Source organism: Bacteroides caecigallinarum (assembly GCF_021530995.1).
Classification (GTDB): Bacteria; Bacteroidota; Bacteroidia; order Bacteroidales; family Bacteroidaceae; genus Phocaeicola; species Phocaeicola faecigallinarum.
Map to the genome: position 1 here is coordinate 1 of NZ_JADYTF010000063.1, position 20,592 is coordinate 20,592.

Annotated in this window: 17 protein-coding genes, 5 tRNA genes, 1 other RNA gene and 1 pseudogene; 2 read left to right on the forward strand and 22 right to left on the reverse strand. The window is 42.3% G+C overall.

The features are described 5' to 3' along the window. Positions 1 to 128: 128 nt before the first annotated feature. The 8 genes from ettA to I6E24_RS09570 form a co-directional block, all read right to left on the reverse strand. Complete coding sequence (gene ettA / locus I6E24_RS09535; protein ID WP_204404804.1) at positions 129 to 1,817, reverse strand: energy-dependent translational throttle protein EttA; 1,689 nt, start codon at positions 1,815 to 1,817, stop codon at positions 129 to 131. A gap of 9 nt (positions 1,818 to 1,826) precedes the next feature. Next, entirely contained in the window at positions 1,827 to 2,999 is a 1,173-nt protein-coding gene (locus I6E24_RS09540; RefSeq protein ID WP_235328226.1) for an MFS transporter, read from the reverse strand. Positions 3,000 to 3,106: 107 nt separating this feature from the next. Further along, positions 3,107 to 3,928 (reverse strand): 3-methyl-2-oxobutanoate hydroxymethyltransferase, encoded by an 822-nt coding sequence (gene panB / locus I6E24_RS09545; protein WP_204445734.1) that lies wholly within the window; start codon positions 3,926 to 3,928, stop codon positions 3,107 to 3,109. Positions 3,929 to 4,021: 93 nt separating this feature from the next. Further along, a complete protein-coding gene (locus I6E24_RS09550) occupies positions 4,022 to 4,675 on the reverse strand; it encodes an HAD family hydrolase (protein WP_235328228.1) in 654 nt (217 codons plus the stop codon). A 69-nt stretch (positions 4,676 to 4,744) separates the two neighbouring features. Beyond that, entirely contained in the window at positions 4,745 to 6,001 is a 1,257-nt protein-coding gene (locus tag I6E24_RS09555) for a clostripain-related cysteine peptidase (protein ID WP_235328230.1), read from the reverse strand. 84 nt (positions 6,002 to 6,085) lie between these two features. Next, complete coding sequence (locus tag I6E24_RS09560) at positions 6,086 to 6,493, reverse strand: hypothetical protein (RefSeq protein ID WP_235328232.1); 408 nt, start codon at positions 6,491 to 6,493, stop codon at positions 6,086 to 6,088. Between the two features lie 147 nt (positions 6,494 to 6,640). Continuing rightward, a complete protein-coding gene (locus tag I6E24_RS09565) occupies positions 6,641 to 7,501 on the reverse strand; it encodes a sigma-70 family RNA polymerase sigma factor (protein ID WP_154044561.1) in 861 nt (286 codons plus the stop codon). A gap of 200 nt (positions 7,502 to 7,701) precedes the next feature. After that, the gene (locus I6E24_RS09570) at positions 7,702 to 9,210 is read right to left on the reverse strand and encodes a Do family serine endopeptidase (RefSeq protein ID WP_235328234.1); all 1,509 of its coding nucleotides are present in this window, start codon (positions 9,208 to 9,210) and stop codon (positions 7,702 to 7,704) included. Positions 9,211 to 9,470: 260 nt separating this feature from the next. Here I6E24_RS09570 and rnpB point away from each other — a divergent pair. Continuing rightward, positions 9,471 to 9,824, forward strand: an RNA gene (rnpB, locus tag I6E24_RS09575) — RNase P RNA component class A. 30 nt (positions 9,825 to 9,854) lie between these two features. Beyond that, positions 9,855 to 11,171 carry a YihY/virulence factor BrkB family protein gene (locus I6E24_RS09580; RefSeq protein ID WP_235328236.1) on the forward strand — a complete coding sequence of 439 codons (1,317 nt, stop codon included), beginning with the start codon at positions 9,855 to 9,857 and terminating at the stop codon, positions 11,169 to 11,171. 68 nt (positions 11,172 to 11,239) lie between these two features. Here I6E24_RS09580 and I6E24_RS09585 read toward each other — a convergent pair whose 3' ends face one another. From I6E24_RS09585 to I6E24_RS09645, 14 genes and pseudogenes are all read right to left on the reverse strand, one after another. Beyond that, complete coding sequence (locus tag I6E24_RS09585; protein ID WP_235328238.1) at positions 11,240 to 11,848, reverse strand: riboflavin synthase; 609 nt, start codon at positions 11,846 to 11,848, stop codon at positions 11,240 to 11,242. Between the two features lie 42 nt (positions 11,849 to 11,890). Further along, positions 11,891 to 12,094, reverse strand: a complete 204-nt coding sequence (locus tag I6E24_RS09590; protein ID WP_235328240.1) for a hypothetical protein — start codon at positions 12,092 to 12,094, stop codon at positions 11,891 to 11,893. A gap of 152 nt (positions 12,095 to 12,246) precedes the next feature. Continuing rightward, a tRNA-Gly gene (locus tag I6E24_RS09595) sits at positions 12,247 to 12,319 on the reverse strand. 12 nt (positions 12,320 to 12,331) lie between these two features. Next, positions 12,332 to 12,415: transfer RNA gene (locus I6E24_RS09600), tRNA-Leu, on the reverse strand. A gap of 19 nt (positions 12,416 to 12,434) precedes the next feature. After that, positions 12,435 to 12,515, reverse strand: a tRNA-Leu gene (locus tag I6E24_RS09605). A gap of 30 nt (positions 12,516 to 12,545) precedes the next feature. Next, positions 12,546 to 12,618 (reverse strand) — tRNA-Gly (locus I6E24_RS09610). Between the two features lie 33 nt (positions 12,619 to 12,651). After that, positions 12,652 to 12,724 (reverse strand) — tRNA-Gly (locus tag I6E24_RS09615). Positions 12,725 to 12,915: 191 nt separating this feature from the next. After that, a complete protein-coding gene (gene nspC / locus I6E24_RS09620; protein ID WP_262911925.1) occupies positions 12,916 to 14,076 on the reverse strand; it encodes a carboxynorspermidine decarboxylase in 1,161 nt (386 codons plus the stop codon). Between the two features lie 8 nt (positions 14,077 to 14,084). Beyond that, positions 14,085 to 16,478: an ATP-dependent helicase gene (locus tag I6E24_RS09625; RefSeq protein ID WP_235328242.1), complete on the reverse strand. Its 2,394-nt coding sequence runs from the start codon at positions 16,476 to 16,478 to the stop codon at positions 14,085 to 14,087. A gap of 85 nt (positions 16,479 to 16,563) precedes the next feature. Further along, positions 16,564 to 17,730, reverse strand: a complete 1,167-nt coding sequence (locus tag I6E24_RS09630; RefSeq protein WP_235328244.1) for an ATP-binding protein — start codon at positions 17,728 to 17,730, stop codon at positions 16,564 to 16,566. A gap of 125 nt (positions 17,731 to 17,855) precedes the next feature. Then, positions 17,856 to 18,146 (reverse strand): annotated as a pseudogene (locus tag I6E24_RS09635) (AAA family ATPase); the annotation flags it as partial. 290 nt (positions 18,147 to 18,436) lie between these two features. After that, complete coding sequence (locus tag I6E24_RS09640; RefSeq protein WP_317218731.1) at positions 18,437 to 19,387, reverse strand: ABC transporter ATP-binding protein; 951 nt, start codon at positions 19,385 to 19,387, stop codon at positions 18,437 to 18,439. Further along, a complete protein-coding gene (locus I6E24_RS17365) occupies positions 19,327 to 19,833 on the reverse strand; it encodes an ABC transporter transmembrane domain-containing protein (protein WP_317218732.1) in 507 nt (168 codons plus the stop codon). The genes I6E24_RS09640 and I6E24_RS17365 overlap by 61 nt, the downstream gene beginning before the upstream one ends. A gap of 9 nt (positions 19,834 to 19,842) precedes the next feature. Continuing rightward, on the reverse strand, positions 19,843 to 20,298 hold the full coding sequence (locus tag I6E24_RS09645) for a S24/S26 family peptidase (protein WP_235328246.1): 456 nt from the start codon (positions 20,296 to 20,298) through the stop codon (positions 19,843 to 19,845). Positions 20,299 to 20,592 lie beyond the last annotated feature (294 nt).

The following is a 20,592-nucleotide window of genomic DNA, read 5'->3' on the forward strand; positions in this document are numbered from 1 at the left end:
ATATAAATATAAGCTATATTTATAGATTATGTAAGGTTATTTACTGGTTTATGACTTGAAGGCATACATAAAAAAAGCCGCTGAAGAACTATCTCCAACGGCTTTAATCATATTTATCATTATATCTATCAATCTTCCATCAGCTTGCGGTAACGTACTCTCTTAGGTTCTACATTGCCCATGCGCTTCATCTTGTTTTCTTCGTATTCGGTATATGATCCTTCGAAGTAGAACACTTCGCTATTTCCTTCGAAAGCAAGGATGTGAGTACAGATACGGTCGAGGAACCAACGGTCGTGGCTGATTACTACGGCACATCCTGCAAAATCCTCAAGACCTTCTTCAAGGGCACGAAGAGTGTTTACGTCGATATCGTTGGTAGGCTCGTCGAGAAGTAATACGTTGCCTTCTTCTTTCAGTGCCATTGCAAGGTGAAGACGGTTTCTCTCACCACCTGAAAGCATTCCGCAAAGTTTTTCCTGGTCGGCACCTGAGAAATTGAAGCGGCTCAGATATGCGCGGGCATTGACATCACGGTTACCCATACGGATAAGGTCGTTTCCGCCGCTTATCACCTGATATACAGACTTGTTAGGGTCGATATCCTTGTGCTGCTGGTCGACGTATGCCACTTTTACAGTTTCTCCGACTTCGAATTCCCCCTTATCAGCCTTTTCAAGTCCCATAATCAGACGGAAGAGAGTTGTCTTTCCGGCACCGTTAGGACCGATGACACCTACTATACCGTTAGGCGGAAGCATGAAGTTGAGGTCGTCGAACAGAAGTTTGTCGCCGTATGCCTTAGCCACGTGCTTGGCTTCGATAACTTTGTTACCGAGACGTGGTCCGTTAGGAATGAAGATTTCAAGTTTTTCTTCCTTAGCCTTGACGTCTTCGTTGAGGAGCTTGTCGTATGAGTTAAGACGTGCCTTACCTTTGGCCTGACGTGCCTTAGGAGCCATGCGTACCCATTCAAGCTCGCGTTCGAGAGTCTTGCGACGCTTGCTGGCAGTCTTTTCTTCCATCTCCATACGTTTGGTTTTCTGTTCAAGCCAGCTTGAATAGTTACCCTTCCATGGAATACCTTCGCCACGGTCGAGTTCAAGTATCCATCCCGCAACGTGGTCGAGGAAGTAACGGTCGTGGGTAACGGCAATTACTGTACCTTCATACTGCTGCAAGTGCTGTTCCAACCAGTCGATACTTTCTGCATCAAGGTGGTTGGTAGGCTCGTCAAGAAGGAGGATATCAGGTTTCTGAAGAAGGAGACGGCACAATGCCACACGGCGGCGTTCACCTCCGGAGAGATTCTTCACCAACTGGTCTTCTGGTGGACAGCGCAGTGCGTCCATGGCACGTTCCAACTTGCTATCGAGATTCCATGCATCTGTAGCATCAATAATGTCCTGCAGTTCTGCCTGGCGCGCGAAGAGTGCGTCCATCTTCTCAGGGTCTTCGTAATATTCCGGCAGACCGAATTTATTGTTGATTTCTTCATACTCTGCCAGTGTATCTACGACCTGCTGAACACCTTCCATTACAACTTCCTTCACTGTCTTGGTATCGTCAAGCTGCGGCTCCTGTGCCAGATAGCCGACAGAATATCCGGGCGAGAACACCACTTCGCCCTGGTAGCTTTTCTCGATACCGGCAATGATTTTCATCAAAGTTGACTTACCGGAACCGTTCAAACCTATGATACCGATTTTTGCTCCATAGAAAAAGGATAGGTAGATGTCTTTCAATACCTGCTTGTTGTTCTGGAATGACTTGCTCACTCCGACCATTGAAAAGATAATTTTTTTGTCGTCTGCCATATTCTTTATTTATTTAATTGTTGAATTGCTTAGTGTTCTTTTCTGAAAATATCTGCGTGTAAACAGAAGATAACCTAACAAACCTGCCATACATATTCCGCCTGCCAGTGTCAACGGATCGGATTCATAATATCTGCATACATAAAATCCTAATGTCACTCCCATCATTACTCCTATTTCCCACATCAGCTGATATGTGTGGTATCCTGTACCGCGTTCGCAATGTTTCGGCAACTTTATCATTATCTTCAGATACTGACACATAGCGGAAGCCACACCCATTCCCATCATCACTCCGGCTGCACATAGGACTATATGATGCTGATATCCCGAAACCAGATAAACTGACAATGTCATGAATATATATCCTGTCACAATCCGCACTATATCATCGGCTTTCTTCTTTATCTGCTTGGGGATGAACCAGAAGATTGCAAACCCAAGAACAATACAAAGATAGAAAAAATAATCGGGTTTACCGGCAACTACCGTTCCCAAAACAAAAGGTACAGTCATCATATTTATTCCCGGAGGGATATTGCGGAAAAGGATAAACCTGTCGAAAGAAAACAACGGTGGTTCAAGCGGAGCACGGAAACAGATCTCTATCATCGACACAAGAAACAATGCCACTCCTGCAAAGGCCGCCGAAATGTACATCATATTGTTCAACGAGAAAATGGAAGACAGATACAGTCCTCCAGACAACCCCAGCAACATACCTACTCCTCCCGAAAAGGCAAATACCCAATTGGCCTTACTTCTGAACGAGCTAGGTGTGACATCAATAACAAGAGTGCTTCCTGTCACCATAAGCGCGATGGCGAACAACGCTCCCTGAAGGGCTCGCAAGGCATATACCATCCATATCTGATTGGCGTACGGATACAGCAATCCGAGAAGCGCAAACAGCATTATGCTCCTTGTACATACACTTTTACGCTTAAATGTATCTACAAGGTAGTTGTTGACTGCTCCTGGTAAAAACAATGCTATGCCGAACAAAGATGACACCAAAGATGCACCTGTAGGAGAATATCCCCATTTGCCTACAATCCAAGTCTGCAACACCGGAAAGAGCATGTAAACGCTTATGTACAATAATACATTGGAAAGAATAAGAAGTATGAAGTTCTTATTCCAGAAAATCTGTTCCGAAGTATTGTAAGAAGTACTAAACATACATTATATCTTATAGAAAAACACAGGACCAATAAATGAAGATATACCGGCCTATGAAACAAGGCTTTACGTTCTTCATTTATTAGTCCTTTTCTTATATTTTGGAATTAGTATTGTTCTGATTCATTAGGGAAATCACTTGATTTCACATCACTTACGTACTGACCTATAGCATCTGTCATGACAGTATGAAGGTCAGCATAACGGCGAAGGAACTTAGGGCTGAAACCTTTTGTCATTCCAAGCATATCGGTAACTACCAATACCTGTCCGTCAACTCCACCTCCAGCACCGATTCCGATTACAGGAATTGTAAGTTCCGAAGCTACTCTCTTGGCAAGTTCAGCCGGAATTTTTTCAAGTACAAGTGCGAAGCATCCTGCTTCTTCAAGAAGATGAGCGTCGCGGATAAGCTTTTCAGCTTCAGCATCTTCCTTTGCACGCACTGTATATGTTCCGTATTTGTTGATAGACTGAGGCATAAGTCCCAGATGTCCCATCACTGGCATTCCGGCACCGATTATCTTCTTTACAGTGTCAATGATTTCTTCGCCACCTTCCAGCTTCAAGGCATCAGCATGGGTTTCCTTCATGATGCGGATAGCATTGCGCACACCGTCGTATGCATCTGCCTGATATGTTCCGAAAGGCATATCCACTACTACCAAGGCACGTTTTACGCCTCTCATAACAGACTTGCCATGATAAATCATCTGTTCTATTGTAATAGGAAGTGTTGTGACGTTTCCTGCCATTACGTTTGATGCAGAGTCTCCCACAAGGATAACATCAACTCCGGCTCCGTCAACAATCTGCGCCATTGTGTAGTCGTATGAGGTAAGCATAGAAATCTTCTCGCCTCTCTGTTTCATTTCTGTCAAACGGTGTGTGGTAACCTTACGCACATCACCTGATAAATATCCTGCCATACTTTCTTTTTAATTTAAGTCAGTTTAAAAACTCGGCAAAATTAGATGTTTTATATCATTTAACCAAATTAAGTGTGATTTTACTTGCTTATGTCACTTTTCAAGCAAAGAAATCATGTCCTTATAAGTAAAACCTGTGAAGTCAGGAATAACCTGATTACATTTGTCCTTTATAGCTTCCGCTGGATTGGTAGTGCTTAATCCCACAACAGCCATTTGTGCCGATGTTCCTGCCTGCAAGCCATGAAACGAATCTTCGAAAACCACACAGTTGGCAGGAACTGTTTCAAAGACCTCCGCACCAAGCAGGAAACAGTCCGGTGCCGGTTTCGAACGGGTGAACATCTCTGCTGTAAGTATTCTGTCAACCAGACTCTTCAGTTCCGGATGAGCTGAATATACATTGGCCATCTTTGTTTCGTTTGAACTTGTTACAATGGCTATCTTAACGCCATTATTGCGAAGTTCCTTCATAAAATCTACCACACCAGGTACATATTCGTATTTCATCTCACTTTCGAACTTGTTCAGTCCGGCAGTAATCTCTGCCTGGGCAGTATCCATGCCTTTAAAGTAACGGTCGTATATCTGTGCTAAAGTCTGACCCTTTATCAGCAACCCAAAATTCTCCATTTCCGGATGATATATACGTCCTACTTCATTCCAATATATTGTATATTGTGATTCTGTATCCATCACCACGCCGTCAAAATCGAAAAGTGCGGCTATAGTTTTAGTTTTATCCATTGTCTAGGTTCTGTTTAATCACTGTTTAAATACTGTTTAAACACTATCTAATCACTGCTTAAATTAAAATCAAAAACGATCCCATCCTACAGCTTTATACCATGCAAGGTTTTTATAATATTCGTTATTGATATATTTATTATCATTTACAGTGTAGGGAACATACATTCCAATACCGCAAAAGCGCTCTTCCTCAATTACACATGAAGGATCACCTACAATAGGATATTTTACTCCATACAAAGCATCCTTTGCAACAACAACCTTGTTCATTACATCTTCTAATCCTTCAGGAGTATTTCCAGCATTCAGATTTTTAAAATAATCAACAATATCAAAAGAGAAGTACTTGAATAAACCGACTCCATATTGCTGAACGTCATCCTTATCCAAGGAATCAAACTTCCCCGAATAAACCTCCAGGTTAGCGCCAACCCAATTGGCCAATTCATCCATCTTGCTACAATCTATAGCTGCACATGTTCCCCAATCTGAGTTTTCTTGCCACAAATCTCTGCTATAATCAATGTAATCCTCACAAACTTCATCATACGGGACATTTTTCTCATACAACTTCGGCAATACAATATCGTATGGATGCCCATATACATGAGTTTCAACCACTGCACCTATCAGATAATCGGTTACATCCTTAAATTCATAACAGACTTCGGCAGTAGCCATCATACACGCATCAAACAATATAAAATCCAACTGTTTTCCGCTAAACACCTCTTCCAAAACATCGGACATCTCAGGAATATTAATATTATATCCATCATCATCGCCAAACGAACGGCCTTCGACAGTATTTCCTGGCATCCAGCTCGTACCATGCGATCCAAAAACCAATCCATAACTCTGCGAAGGACACATATCAACCATAAGATTCAAAATACGCCTCATCGTTTCAGGAGAAGTGGATATATGATTCTGTTCCTCTTTAAAGCAAGAGATACCATCCGATTCCTGAATAACTCTTCTTGCATTCAGGTCACCTCCCCTCAAAGAAGAATGACCGTTTATATTACCATTTCCATCTGAGCTGTATTTCAATATTGCTGGTCCTTCCAGACCATCACCATCATTATTATAAGGACGATAATAAACAAGTAATGTACAGGAGTCTTTACTCTGTGCCAATCCGGAATACATATCCACAAGATTCTGTTTTAAATTTCTATCAAGATTTCCAGACCTATTATTAGATATTAAATACGCCAACACAGTTCTTCCCGACTTTACCGGTATTTTCTCCTCAGGTATTTCGTCCGAACATGCTGTAAAAACAACAACAGACAATAAAAGAAATAATATTTTTTTCATTACACAAAAAATTTATTTAAAACAAAAATGACGTACCGGTATGCCTATAACTATAAAAGCAAAACGGTACGTCATCTACGAAGACTAATAAAGTTCAGCCTTCTCAAATTTAAATTCAGGGTTTACACTCTTCAAAACCATGTTATTACCCTTTTTATATTTCTCTTTGAGTTTCATTAACTCTTTCTGCAACTTATTCTTCCTTACGTTGAAAAACATAAAGCAAGTACGGTTTTTACCACCCTCTTTAGTTTCAAGATAATCTTTCAACTGCAGACTGTATTGTTGTCTTCCTACAAGAAAACCCTTGCCGTCAACAACAGCACTATCAAGGAATTGAATATCTGTAAAATAAACCAAAGAGTCAGTAAACGAAGCCGAAACTCCTACCATATACACTCCATATTTATCCTTATTCTTTGATTTCTTTGCTGCTGCACCTACAAATACAGATACCGCAAACAAAAAACATAATAATTTTATATATCGCATATTCTATTTTTTATAATGCGACAAAAGTAATCATTTATACTCAATATAAGAAAAAGGAAGCCTATTATTTAACATACAGAAACAAAAAACAGAACCAAACCATGCGAAGTTTGATTCTGTTATTCTTTTCGGAAACCAATCTTTATCTTATCCTAAATAAGATTTGAGCAACTTGCTACGCGAATTGTTTCTTAATCTTCTGATAGCTTTTTCCTTAATCTGACGAACGCGCTCACGTGTAAGCCCGAATTTATCGCCGATTTCTTCCAACGTCATTTCCTGCGTGTTAATACCGAAAAACATCTGGATAATATCCTTCTCTCTGTCGGTCAGCGTAGATAGTGCTCTGTCGATTTCCTTCGAAAGTGACTCATTAACCAAAGAACGGTCCGCCATAGGCGAATCATCGTTCACCAACACGTCGAGCAGACTATTGTCTTCACCCTCAACAAAAGGTGCATCTACTGAGATGTGACGTCCTGACACTTTCAAAGTATCGGATATCTTATCTACAGGAATTTCAAGTTCGTCAGCAAGCTCTTCCGGTGACGGGCGACGTTCGTTTTCTTGTTCGAACTTAGAGAAGGCCTTACTGATCTTATTCAACGAACCCACCTGGTTCAATGGCAATCTTACGATTCTTGACTGTTCTGCCAAAGCCTGAAGTATGGACTGACGAATCCACCATACGGCATAACTGATAAATTTAAAACCACGTGTTTCATCAAACTTTTCAGCAGCCTTGATAAGTCCAAGGTTTCCTTCATTAATCAAGTCCGGCAAACTTAATCCTTGATTCTGATACTGCTTTGCAACAGATACAACAAATCGCAAATTGGCTCTAGTAAGTTTCTCTAACGCAATTCTGTCCCCCTTACGGATACGCTGAGCAAGCTCTACTTCTTCTTCGACTGTAATCAAGTCCTCACGACCAATTTCCTGCAAATACTTATCCAGAGAAGCGCTCTCTCGGTTAGTGATACTTTTGGTAATCTTTAATTGTCTCATTCTTTAAAATCGATTTGGCTACAAAGTTATAAAAAAATATCAAGAATATGACAACTATTCTATTCATTATTATAACTTTTTATCACAATAAATGATAAAGAGAGGCGTATATGCTATTTTTCACATAAAACGCCTCTCATAATCTTTTACCTTAAATCAATACCTATGCAATAATATCCTATTATTATCCTGTGTTATGATTATTCACTCTGTGACAAATCTACAGCGTAGTTTGCACGTTTGCCTGAAGGATAGACACCTGTCATGAACAATACCTGATCCGGTGACTGTGATGCAGCCTTCATTACATCTTCAAGATCCTGAACTGTCTTAAGCTGTTTTCCGTTAGCTTTCAGAATAATGAATCCCTTACGGATACCACTGTCAGCCATTCTACCGTCTGTAACACCTGTTACCTGAACACCATAACCCAAGTTCAACTGGCGTTTCAATTCATCTGGCACGGCACGGAATGCAGCTCCAAGGATTTCCATATCAGCTTTCTTCACCACTTTTGTGGTACCTTGAGCATTCTTAAGAGTAACGGTAAATTCCTTTTCCTTCTTGTCACGGAATACTGTAACCTTGACTTTATCACCAGGACGATGCTGTGCAAGCAATCCCTGAAGGTCTGCCATTGTCTTGACTTTCTTACCGTTCAATTCAAGTATGACATCATTTACCTTAAGAATACCATCAGCCGAACCACCCTCGGTAACTTCTGCCACCTGTACACCTTCATTTATTCCAAGTTCTTTTTGTTCTTTCTTAATTTCATCAGGATAGTTCATATTTTCATCACCCATATTTCTACCACCGATTCCAAGCAATGCACGCTGTACTGTTCCATACTGCTTCAAGTCTGTTACAACCTTAGTCATTATGCTTGTAGGGATTGCAAATCCGTATCCTGAATATGCGCCTGTAGGAGAGAACAACATAGCATTGATACCAACAAGTTCACCATGAGCGTTAACCAATGCACCACCACTGTTACCCTGGTTGATTGCGGCATCAGTCTGAATGAACGATTCTACCTGATTTGCACCAAGTCCCCTTGATTTGGCGCTTACTACACCGGCTGTTACTGTAGAGCCCAAATTGAACGGGTTACCAACAGCAAGCACCCACTCACCTACTTTCAGTTTGTCAGAGTCGCCAACTGGTATTGCAGGGAAATCATCACCTTCAATCTTAACAAGAGCAAGGTCAGTAGTCGGGTCTGTACCTATTACCCTGCCCTTAAGCTCTCTGCTGTCCTGAAGCTTTACACTGATTTCGTCCGCTCCATCGATAACGTGGTTATTGGTTACGATATAACCGTCCTTAGAGATTATAACACCCGAACCGAAACCTTTCTGTTCAGGAGTTTCAATCTGACGCTGGCGTCCACGACCGTCACCGAAGAAATAGTCGAATATATCAGGCATCTGCTGTATTGTCTGTACTTTGCTTCTCTGAGTAGCAACAATATGTACTACTGAGTTCAAAGAACTTTCGGCAGCCTTTGTCAAATCAACAGGCTGCATGTTATTTGAATCCATAGCAACGGTACGTGTCAAAGGCATTGTATTGAATGATTCGTAAAAAGTCTTACTTTCTTTCGGTTGATTATTCTGAGAAACGACGTATGCCGTAACACCTGCAACTCCTGCACTTACTGCAACCATTGAAGCTGCTCCTATCGCAAATTTAGTTACTGTTTTCATAATCTTATCAATATTAAATTGTTAATTTCGTTATTAGTTTAACATTTCATCCGCTAAAGTATAACAAATTCCATACGGTTGTACTCCTAAGTATCAGTTTTTTCCCTCTTTTAACATTGGAATTATTCTGATTAACCCGTGTTAACGAGGAAAACTGACAAATTTACATTCATTACAAGTAACTGACAACACAAAAATAAAAGTATTTCTGGCAAGTCTGCCGTTTTTTCAGTTTATTTCCATACCTTTGCAATAAGAAAGCAGCAGACCGGTCTGTCGCTGGTATTCCATACAAGAGGAAAGTCCGGGCAACACAGAGCATCCTACTTCCTAACAGAAAGCTGTCCGCGAGGGTAGAGTAATGTAGAAGAAAACAACCGCTCCTTCGGGAGTAAGGGTGAGAAGGTGGGGTAAGAGCCCACCAGCCGCATAGCGATATGCGGGCTGTACATCTTAGGAGTTGTAAGGTCATGTAAACCGGCATTAACGAGGGTTGCTCGCCCCACGTCGGAGGGTAGACCGCTAGAGCCCGTCGGTGACGGCGGGAGTAGATAAATGACAGACATCCCTGCCCGTCAGGGAAACAGAACCCGGCTTACAGGTTTGCTGCCTTCTTTTTATTCATTCACAATAAATCACATACTATGCCAAAACTTCCTATCGACAAGTGGAAAAAGTTTTTTCAGAAAGATTTATGGATAGCCGATGAAGAAAAATATCCTCCAGGCATCAGGACTGTAATAAAAATCATCAGGATAATAATACTTTCCACCGAACAATTCAACAACAACAGGATAGTAGTCAGAGCCTCTGCCCTAACCTACAGCACACTGCTATCAATCATTCCTATATTCGCGATACTTTTCGCCATAGCCAGAGGTTTCGGTTTTGACTCGATAATAGAAGGTCTGTTCCGAAACAACATGAGCAACCATCAGGCGGAGCTCGTCATCACATGGATAAATTCGTATCTACAGCATGCCAAAAGCGGAGTATTTATCGGAGTGGGTATCGTAATGTTGCTTTGGACAATACTTATACTTACCGACAACATAGAGCGAAGCTTCAACACAATATGGCAGGTAAAACGGCCGCGTTCCGTTTTCAGAAAAATCACAGACTATTTTTCCATGGTTTTACTGCTGCCACTACTGATAGTATTCTCCAGCGGATTATCCATATTCATGACAACATTCCTGAAGGAGATGGAAACTTTCGTTCTTCTGGCACCAATTATGAAATTTTTCATACAATTGCTTCCATATGCAATTATCTGGGCTATGTTTATAGGTCTGTTTGTATTCATTCCGAACACAAAAGTTAAATTCAGCCATGCCATAATACCGGGAATACTTGCCGGAAGCGCATTCCAGATATTCCAATACGTATATATAAACAGTCAGATTTGGGTATCAAACTATAACGCCATATACGGAAGCTTTGCAGCAATACCGATGTTCCTGCTTTGGACACAGATATCATGGAGCATATGCCTTTTCGGAGCAGAGATGAATTACGTTAGTCAAAACCTCGAGTCGTTCAAGTACGGAAAGGAATCAAAGAACATAAGCCGCAGATACCATGATTTTTTCTGCACTATCATATTGTCGAAAATCTGCAAAAGGTTTGAAAATGGCGAAGACCCATATTCCGCCGAGGAGATAAGCAAGGAAAACAAGATACCGATACGTCTCACAAAAGACATCCTTTACGAGCTGCAGGATTTACAACTCATATACGAAGGTGTAAAAGAAAAAGGCAAAAGCGAAGAAGTGTGCTATCTGCCAGGAATGTCAACAGACAAGCTCACACTTGGAGTAATGCTGAACAAACTCGACTCAAAAGGTTTCGAAGATTTCAATATCGACAAAAGCCAGTATTCTTCATCATGGGATGCCATGATAAAAGCAAGGCAAGAATATACATCACACAACAATCAGATATTACTGAAAGATATATAATACGCAAAAACGGCTTCCTGACAATGATTGTAACAGGAAGCCGTTTTTGTGTATTACGGACTTTTATTTTATTTTGAAGTCAACTGCATCATTCTGCTAAGATACTTTCCTATAATGTCGAATTCAAGATTTACAACACTTCCAACCTTTATTGTATGGAAATTTGTATGTTCGAAAGTATAAGGGATAATAGCGACCTGGAATGAATCCTCAGTAGGATTGCATACAGTAAGACTCACACCATTTACAGTCACCGAACCTTTGTCAACAGTGAAGTAACCCCTTTTTGCCATTTCCTTGTCAAACTTGTATTTGAAAGTGAAATACCAGCTACCTTCAGCATCATCCACTGCCACACATGTAGCGGTCTGATCGACGTGTCCCTGTACGATATGACCATCCAGACGTCCGTTCATCATCATGCTTCTTTCCACATTGACCTTATCTCCGACTTTCAGCAATCCGATATTTGAACGCTCTATTGTTTCTTTCATAGCCGTAACAGTATATGTGCCGTCCTGAATACTGACTACAGTAAGACACACTCCGTTATGAGCAACACTCTGGTCAATTTTCAGCTCATCCACAAACGAACACCTAAGCGTAAGGTGAAGATTCTCCTGATCCTTTACCACATTTACCACTTCAGCAAATTCTTCTACGATACCTGAGAACATAAAGTATATAATTTTAAAAGTTTATCAATAAATCAGCTTCTGTTATTCCGGGATAGGCTTGCTCCATACAGTTTCACCGTCAGAATCAACCACAGAAATAGTACCTCCCGCATACTGTTCGGTAAAAGTATTTCCTTTTTCCAGCATATCCTCGGCCATGTGTATAGCCTTCTCCATAGTTTTTAATGAGAACCCTTTGTTGTCATAAGAGTCATCATCAGAAAAATAAATGTCATAAGTTTTCATGTAAGTCTGTCTTTATTATTTTGCGTGGCAAATATACTGAATGCCTGACAAAAAGAATAGATTTAGCTTACTTTTTTCTTTAACACCACAATTTTTTTTAGGACGGACATAAAAAAAAAAGAGAAACCAGCGCAAACCGATTTCTCTCTTTGAGCGGAAAACGAGACTCGAACTCGCGACCCTAACCTTGGCAAGGTTATGCTCTACCAACTGAGCTATTTCCGCAATTATTATTCGTGAAGGAAATGAGACTCGAACTCACACGACATAACTGTCACTACCCCCTCAAAGTAGCGCGTCTACCAATTCCGCCATTCCTCCGTCAATCCTTTAAGATTTGTGCCCAGAACAGGACTCGAACCTGCATGCCTCTCGACACACGCACCTGAAACGTGCGCGTCTACCATTCCGCCACCTGGGCAAAACGCAAACCTCATTAGATTTGTTCTTGAGCGGAAAACGAGACTCGAACTCGCGACCCTAACCTTGGCAAGGTTATGCTCTACCAACTGAGCTATTTCCGCATCTTGTTCAAAATGTCAATTTTTCTTTTTTTGAGCGGAAAACGAGACTCGAACTCGCGACCCTAACCTTGGCAAGGTTATGCTCTACCAACTGAGCTATTTCCGCATTGTTTAATCAATCGTTAGTTGTTTTCCCGATTGCGAGTGCAAAGGTATAGCTTTTTCTGAAACCACCAAAACATTTGAGCACTTTTTTTGAAACTTTTTTCTCAAAAAGTCGCAAGTGACTGATTTTCAATATATGTAAAAAAACATGGTTTGCAACGTTTTTTTAAGCCACGTTGCAAACCATTCCTATCAACACATTCTGTCTCTATAATCTTCGTATCTGAAAGTTTTGTAAATTTCCAGATTTCCGTCTGTATGAAGTATCGCTATCGAAGGATGATGGATACCGTTGAACATATTTGTCTTCACCATTGTATAGTGAATCATATCTTCGAATACTATTCTTTCCCCTACAGACAGTTCATGATCGAACTTCCAGCTGCCCATATAGTCACCGCTCAGACAGCTGTTACCTCCCAGTCTGTAGACATGCTCTTCCGGTGCTGCAGTTTTTACAGCATCCGCAGGAAGCGATTCCGCTCCACGCACAGCAGGCTGATAAGGCATCTCCAGACAGTCAGGCATGTGGCATGTGAAACTTACATCAAGTATTGCAGTACGAATCCCTTTGCTTTCCACTACGTCAACCACCGAGGCAACCAACGGACCTGTCTGCCATGTGAAAGCCGAGCCCGGTTCAAGAATAATCTGCAGATTAGGATAACGCTGTCTCAATCCCTTCAGAAGACCGATAAGATGATTCACATCATAATCCTTTCTTGTCATCAGATGGCCACCACCCAGGTTCAACCATTTCAGCTGAGGGAACCACTTTGAAAATTTCTTCTCAATATGCTCAAGAGTCCTTTCCAGTTCGTATGAGCTCGATTCGCAGTGACAGTGACAGTGGAATCCCTCAAGGCCTTCAGGAAGGACATCAGGAAGCAGATCGGCAGTCACACCGAAACGTGTTCCAGGCGCACAAGGATTATAAAGTTCCACTTCCACCTCCGAATACTCCGGATTAACACGTATTCCCAACGATACATCCTCGCCTGATTCCTTCGCCACAGGATAAAAACGGTTGAACTGCGAAAGCGAGTTGAACGTGATATGGCTGCTGTATTTCAGAAAAGCAGGAAAATTCTCATCCGTATACGCAGGCGAATATGTATGCGCCCGGCTTCCGAACTCCTCATAAGCCAGGCGAGCCTCATATTCAGAGCTTGCAGTGGTATAATTGATATACTCTCTGAAGATAGGGAACGACTTCCACATCGCAAAAGCCTTGAAAGCCAGAATAATTTCCACTCCTGCCGATTCGGCTACATTCTTAATCAGACTCAGATTCTTTCTGAGCAATTCCTCTTCCATTACATAGCATGGAGAAGGCACTTTAGTCAAATCCATAATTCTAATTATCCAATAATTTTAAAACGTGCAAATTTCAATAAAAGCTGCTTGTCGCCGGCATTCTCAAACCTTACGGTAGCCTTGCAGTTGTCGCCACTGCCTTCCAGACGTACCACCTCTCCCCTGCCAAAACGTTCGTGCTCTATCAACCGGCCTACTTCCACACCATGCGTATCAGCCTTTCCTGATGAAACACCCTGACTTATTGACGAAGCAGAAGATGCAGGAACAATCCTTTTCAGATTTCTTGGTGGAACAGGTTTAACGAATCTTACCGGTTCCTGAGGAATTTCTCCACCATCGAACATAGAAGGTCCGTTACTCCTGTACGAATCAGTCCTCTCATAGTTCCTTCCATAACCGCTTTCGTAGTTTCTTTCATAATTGCGTTTGGCATATCCTTCGTTGCTTCGCACTGCCGCAAATCCACTATCGGCAGGCATCTTCAGGAATGCCGGATTAATATCCTTAAGGAAACGGCTAGGATTGCAGAACTCAGGCTTGCCGTACTTATATCTGTTCTTGGCATAAGAAATGAAACAATTCTCCTCGGCACGAGTTATCGCTACATAAAACAATCGCCTTTCCTCCTCCAAAGCCCTTGGTGAATCGGAGGACATAGGTCCGGGAAACAGATTTTCCTCCATACCTACTATAAAGACATTTCTGAACTCAAGTCCCTTGGCAGAATGAATAGTCATCAGAGTAACCTTAGGCACACTGTCATCTTTTTCTCCATCCTGGTCTGTAAGTAACGAAACCTCAGAAAGATAATCGGTCAGGAACATCCTATCGTTACCCTCCTGACGGCGAATGTCACAAAAATCGTACATACCGTTCACGAGTTCGTCTATATTCTCACGTCTGCTCAAACCTTCGGGCGAAGTATCCTGTATGATATCTGCCATAATGCCTGACGCTCCTACTATCTCCTTACCCAGATCGTATGCGTTCGTCGTCTCAACCCTGCTTACAAATCCGGCTATTATATCCCTAAACCCTTGCAGTTTGGCATGGGTACCTTTATTTATATTCAGTCCGTAATCAAGAGGCGACGATATGACCGTCCAAAGACTCACCCCTTCCTGTGCAGCCGTTGCTATAATCTTATTCAGTGTAGTATCGCCTATACCCCTTGCAGGATAGTTTATAACCCTCTTCAGAGCCTCACCGTCATGAGGATTTACCGCCAGACGGAAATACGCAATAACGTCCTTTATCTCCTTTCGCTGATAGAAAGACAGACCTCCATATATCCTGTATGCCACAGCACGCTTACGAAGAGCCTCTTCGAAAATTCTACTCTGCGCATTAGTTCTGTACAGAATAGCAAAATCGCTGTATGGCTGTCCGTTCTTTACGTGCATGGAAGTAATCTTGTTTGCTACAATCTCACCTTCCTCCACATCACTGTAAGCACTTGTCACCGTGATAGGTTCCCCAACAGAATTTTCCGAAAAGACCTCCTTCCTTATCTGCTCGCGGTTCTTCTCTATCAGGCTGTTTGCCGCCTTCACAATCAATTGTGTAGAACGATAGTTCTGTTCGAGTTTGAACAGACGGGCATCGTTATACAGTCTTGTGAATTTAAGGATATTGTCGATATTAGCACCACGGAAAGAGTAGATACTCTGTGCGTCGTCACCCACCACACAGACACGCTGATACTTGCTTGTGAGCTGAAGAACTATGCTGTGCTGTGCGAAGTTAGTATCCTGATACTCATCCACCAGAACATACCTGAACCTTTCGGCATATTTATCGCAAATATCCGGATTATTCTTAAACAGAAGATACGTATTTACCAGCAGGTCATCGAAATCCATCGCGTCACTTTGCTTGCATCGTTCGCAATACCTTATATATATATCCCTCATGGCAGGAATTTTTGCCTCTGAGTCGCTTCTGAAAAACTCACCGCTTGCAGCGTATGCCTGAGCTGAAACAAGATGATTCTTGGCATTGCTTATACGCGACTGTATCAATCCGGGTTTATAAACCTTCTCGTCAAGATTCAGTTCTTTAAGAAGAGATTTTATCAAACTTTTCGAATCGGACGAATCGTATATAGTAAAATTCGAAGAGTAGCCCAGTGCATCAGCCTCAGTACGCAAAATCCGTGCAAAAACAGAATGAAAAGTACCCATCCACAAGTACTTTGCCTTTTCCGTTCCTACAGCGCGTGCTATACGTTCCTTCATCTCTCGCGCAGCCTTATTTGTAAACGTAAGTGCCAGGATGGACCACGGTTCATAACCATTGTCCAGCAGATACGCTATCTTATACGTAAGTACCCTCGTTTTTCCGGAACCAGCTCCGGCTATCACCAGCGAAGGTCCGTCATTGTAAAGTACGGCAGCACGCTGGCTTTCGTTGAGTTCATCCAAATAATTGGTCATCTTTTATATAAATGTATGATAGATAAATCAATAGAAAATATCAGCTGCAAATTTACGCAAAAGGAACGAGATTTATTATATAGCATCAATAATTAAACCCGAAACTCCACAACGGAATAATATTGCCATAACCGAATTCAATATCGTCTTTCACAATATATGCGTTTTCAATACCTTCTATCTGTTTCAAACCCTTCTTGCGGCCTCCCACCTCGAATGTGACGTTTCCGACCATGAAATCTGCAACGGATGAACTGACAATATCATGATTAACACGCAACTGGTTAAAGAAATATGTCTCGCGAATATTACCTATGTCTGAATCTTGCTTGCCAAGCGCATAAATAAGATTTGTATTGTCGAGATATATTTTATCAACTTTCCCCAGACCACGGATACCACCTGTATCATCCCTCAATTGAGCTATCATACCTGCTTCTTCAATGTACAGACAATAATCAGCTATACTATTACGACTAACATTCAATATAGACGCAAGACTGCTCATATTAGGTTTGAAGGGCACACTTTTAGAAATCACAGCCAATAGTTGTTTTAACTTACGTGCTGTAGATACATTCATACCGGCATATTGCGGTATATCAGACTCTATAGTGACATTAACAATCTGCAATAGTTGATTCTCATAATTATTTTTAGGGAAAGGGTAATATCCTTGCTTTAGATAATCTGTAAAATATTGCAACGGACGGAAATCTGAAGGTAATTCCAATTTTGAACTTAAAGTTTCTTCAAGTGTGTATGTACGAAAATTATAACCATGGAACATATTGAGATATTCACGGAAGGAGAGCCCCTGCATGTGATACATTGATGTACGACGACTCAAATCAGACACTCCTTTATGTATGTCGAGAACCGACGAACCGGTAAAAACTATTTGCAATCCAGGATGATAATCATACATAAGTTTAAGTTCTTTCGACCAGTCTTTATAACGATGTATCTCATCGATAAACAGATATTTTCCACCCTGTTTCACAAAACTGTCTGCCAAATCCAAAAGACGATGGTCGGCAAAATAGAAATCTTCGGCTGTTACATAAAGAGATGTCTCCCTCGGAAGATTTTCTTTAAGGTATTGAAGGATGAGCATAGTCTTACCAACTCCTCTTGGACCAGTCAAACCTATCATGCGGTTATTCCAGTCTATTCTATCATACATGTAACGGTGATAGTCCGTACTTACTTCCAGAAGAAGTTTGCTGAATCTTTCCTGTAATCTGTACATAACATTCTCTTTTTTGCAAAGAAAACATTTTTTGCTCAATTATTGAGCATTTTTCAAAAGATTTTGCTCAATCAATGAGCAAATATACCAATAATCGGATACAAAACTGTTTATACGATTCTCTATATCCCCCTCTTCATAAAATTAGAACCGTTGAAATCAATATGAAACACCGGATAAACCTTCCAGTCCTTCTCTAGCGTATCAATCTTCAAGCCCCTGAAAAGTTCCTTCCTGCCAAGGAAATAGTTCTTCAATGTCGAAACAAGAAAACTCTTGCCGAAACGGCGCGGACGGCTGAGGAAGTATATCGAACCTTCCTTCACCAAGCTGTAAACCAAATCTGTCTAATCGACATAAACAAATCCGTCCTCTATTATACGGTCAAAGCTCTGTATTCCTATAGGATATTTCATGATGGAGAATTAATAATTAGTGAATGCTATTGTTGTCACTCACAAAGATAGTATTTTCCCTAGTATAATAGATGATTCGGGCAAGATTTTTAAACATAAATACGGTGTATTCTTGTATATATAGTACAAGGAACGGAGTAAACCTATCGATGCATTCCTTCTGTGCTGAACATCTGTCCTGATAAATAGGTTTAATTGCATCTTGTATATATCAATAGTTATAATTTCTGAATACAAAGTTACAGAAATATCAAAAACTATGGGAAGCAAATCTATATCAATTTTTGAACTTATTTAAATTCAAGTCTATATTCTTTCATCCTTACCACCTTCGAGCAAAGCCCTGCAATCCTTTCCCGATGCGTAATCAGCACCACTGTCCTGCCAGTCACTTCCTTCGCCAGCCGTCTTAACAGTTCCTTTTCCGTCTCTCCGTCCAGTGCCGAACTCGGTTCATCCAGCAGCAGGATATTCCCCGGTCGCAGCAGCCCGCGTGCAATCGCAATGCGCTGCGCCTGTCCCTCGCTCAGTCCTGTGCCTTGCTCCCCGCATGCCGTATCAAGTCCGCCCGGCAAGGAAAACACAAAATCAGCAACAGCCGTATGGAGAGCCGAGCGCATATCTGCTTCCGTGGCATTCGGGTTGCCTATTAGCAGGTTATCTCGGATGGTGCCGCTGAATAACGTATTGCCTTGCGGCACATAGGACAGGTTGCATCGTGTCTGTGGAGATGCCGTAACCTCTTCTTGTTCATTGTAAATAACGATGTTCCCTTCTTTCGGTTGAACCAACGCCAGTATCAGCTTTATCAAGGTGCTTTTGCCTACGCCTGTTTCCCCGACGATGGCTGTCAGGCTACCCGGCCGGAAATCGTGCGAAAAGCCGGCCAACACTTCCCGTCCGCTGTCGGGGTAAGAAAAACGCACATGGGAAATACGGATGCCCAAGTTTCCAGTCAGTCGTACTGATTTTCCCTGCCGTTCCAAAGGCAAAGAGGTCAGTTCCGCCAAGCGTTCCGTAGCCGTAAACACCCGGATAAAGGCTGGTATCTGGCGGCTCATATCCACCATCGGGCGTTGGATTTGCGATACCAATTGCAGGAACGCCGCCATCATGCCGAAAGTCACCGTCCCATCACGCAGTCCGAACACGCCCCATAGGAAAGCCACGGCATAGCCCGTCATGAATCCGATTTGCACCATCGAGCGGGAAAACGCCGAGAAGTCCGTGCGCCGGTACACTTGACCCCGATAGTCACGAGTACGGTGGGGACAGTCCGGCAAACGGTATCGGTCACGGATGCCGTGTCCGCCTCTATCCGGTTGAGCATGTCGCCGCTGTGGAACGTCTCCCGCCCATTCCATTGGCTTTCCATCAGGTGCGCGAACAGTTTGCCGTGCAGACCGTTCCGCATCCTGATTTCTGCCCGGCTTGACTGGCGGCTTCTGATTACTGACAACAGGAGCTGGGCGCACATGCAGCCCGCCATCCATCCGATATATGTGCCCAGGCTGTCGTCCGATACTCCCGTGGCTATGTCTATCAGGTGTTTGCAGACAAACACGAAAAACAGCGACACGCTGACGTTCAACGATCCTGCCAGCGTGCAGTATACAACAGACAGCCGGAAGCCTCGGGATGCCGCCCACAGCCAATGGATACACTCGTTGATCCGCAAAGATGACATACTTATTTCTTATGTATGGGTTGAAAATACCCGGCAGGCAAACAACAGGAATCGTCTTACCGGTAACAGCCGCCTCCAACAGTCAGCCTTGAATCTTTCCCGGAAGGTGTCACATTTCACATACCGCCCGTTACGCAAAATCCTGATTACCTTGCCCGACACCTCTGTTTTTTCACATTGTTCCCTCGCATGAAGATTGCCGTCTCCCATCAAGGTAAGCTGCTCTCCCTGCATCCGGTAAATCCGGTGCAGCACATAACCCTTCTCCGGAATATGTGCCAGCACGATGTCTCCGGTATCCACCTCTTTGGTTTTCTCCAATACTACGCTGTCTCTTCCTCCTTTTATGAAAGGTATCATGCTGTCCCCTTGGGGACGCATGGTTACGCGGCAGCCTTTGGATAGCATACGGTTGACTTCAATAAAGAACAAGTCATTGTTCAACAATAATTCATCAGGCAACATATTTATGAATGGATTATAGGAGAATTCATACGAATGGCATTATTCAAAAAATCCCCTTTCCTGCTACGCAAAGCCAGGAAAGGGGATGCAAACAAAACAAACGGTGGGGATCACTGCATACAAACGTATAGTCACTACCCGTCTGTGGTACAATCCCCGGAATGTCTGTAAGCATTCAGTAAACCCCGTCAGAACTCAGTCTTGATTCTTTATATTTTTGTACCCATAACCAATATTGTACAAAAATGAAGAATATGACATTAGACCAATTCAAGCAGACATACGAAGACTGGA

Excerpts from the sequence above, each read along its gene's own strand:
- I6E24_RS09585 (WP_235328238.1), bottom strand. The coding sequence starts at position 11,848 with ATGTTCTCAGGTATCGTAGAAGAATTTGCTGAAGTGGTAAATGTGGTA.
- I6E24_RS09590 (WP_235328240.1), bottom strand. The coding sequence starts at position 12,094 with ATGAAAACTTATGACATTTATTTTTCTGATGATGACTCTTATGACAAC.
- I6E24_RS09550 (WP_235328228.1), bottom strand. The coding sequence starts at position 4,675 with ATGGATAAAACTAAAACTATAGCCGCACTTTTCGATTTTGACGGCGTG.
- I6E24_RS09560 (WP_235328232.1), bottom strand. The coding sequence starts at position 6,493 with ATGCGATATATAAAATTATTATGTTTTTTGTTTGCGGTATCTGTATTT.
- I6E24_RS09580 (WP_235328236.1), top strand. The coding sequence starts at position 9,855 with ATGCCAAAACTTCCTATCGACAAGTGGAAAAAGTTTTTTCAGAAAGAT.
- I6E24_RS09555 (WP_235328230.1), bottom strand. The coding sequence starts at position 6,001 with ATGAAAAAAATATTATTTCTTTTATTGTCTGTTGTTGTTTTTACAGCA.
- I6E24_RS09565 (WP_154044561.1), bottom strand. The coding sequence starts at position 7,501 with ATGAGACAATTAAAGATTACCAAAAGTATCACTAACCGAGAGAGCGCT.
- nspC (WP_262911925.1), bottom strand. The coding sequence starts at position 14,076 with ATGGATTTGACTAAAGTGCCTTCTCCATGCTATGTAATGGAAGAGGAA.
- I6E24_RS09625 (WP_235328242.1), bottom strand. The coding sequence starts at position 16,478 with ATGACCAATTATTTGGATGAACTCAACGAAAGCCAGCGTGCTGCCGTA.
- ettA (WP_204404804.1), bottom strand. The coding sequence starts at position 1,817 with ATGGCAGACGACAAAAAAATTATCTTTTCAATGGTCGGAGTGAGCAAG.
- I6E24_RS09570 (WP_235328234.1), bottom strand. The coding sequence starts at position 9,210 with ATGAAAACAGTAACTAAATTTGCGATAGGAGCAGCTTCAATGGTTGCA.
- I6E24_RS09645 (WP_235328246.1), bottom strand. The coding sequence starts at position 20,298 with ATGTTGCCTGATGAATTATTGTTGAACAATGACTTGTTCTTTATTGAA.
- panB (WP_204445734.1), bottom strand. The coding sequence starts at position 3,928 with ATGGCAGGATATTTATCAGGTGATGTGCGTAAGGTTACCACACACCGT.
- I6E24_RS17365 (WP_317218732.1), bottom strand. The coding sequence starts at position 19,833 with ATGTCATCTTTGCGGATCAACGAGTGTATCCATTGGCTGTGGGCGGCA.
- I6E24_RS09630 (WP_235328244.1), bottom strand. The coding sequence starts at position 17,730 with ATGTACAGATTACAGGAAAGATTCAGCAAACTTCTTCTGGAAGTAAGT.
- I6E24_RS09540 (WP_235328226.1), bottom strand. The coding sequence starts at position 2,999 with ATGTTTAGTACTTCTTACAATACTTCGGAACAGATTTTCTGGAATAAG.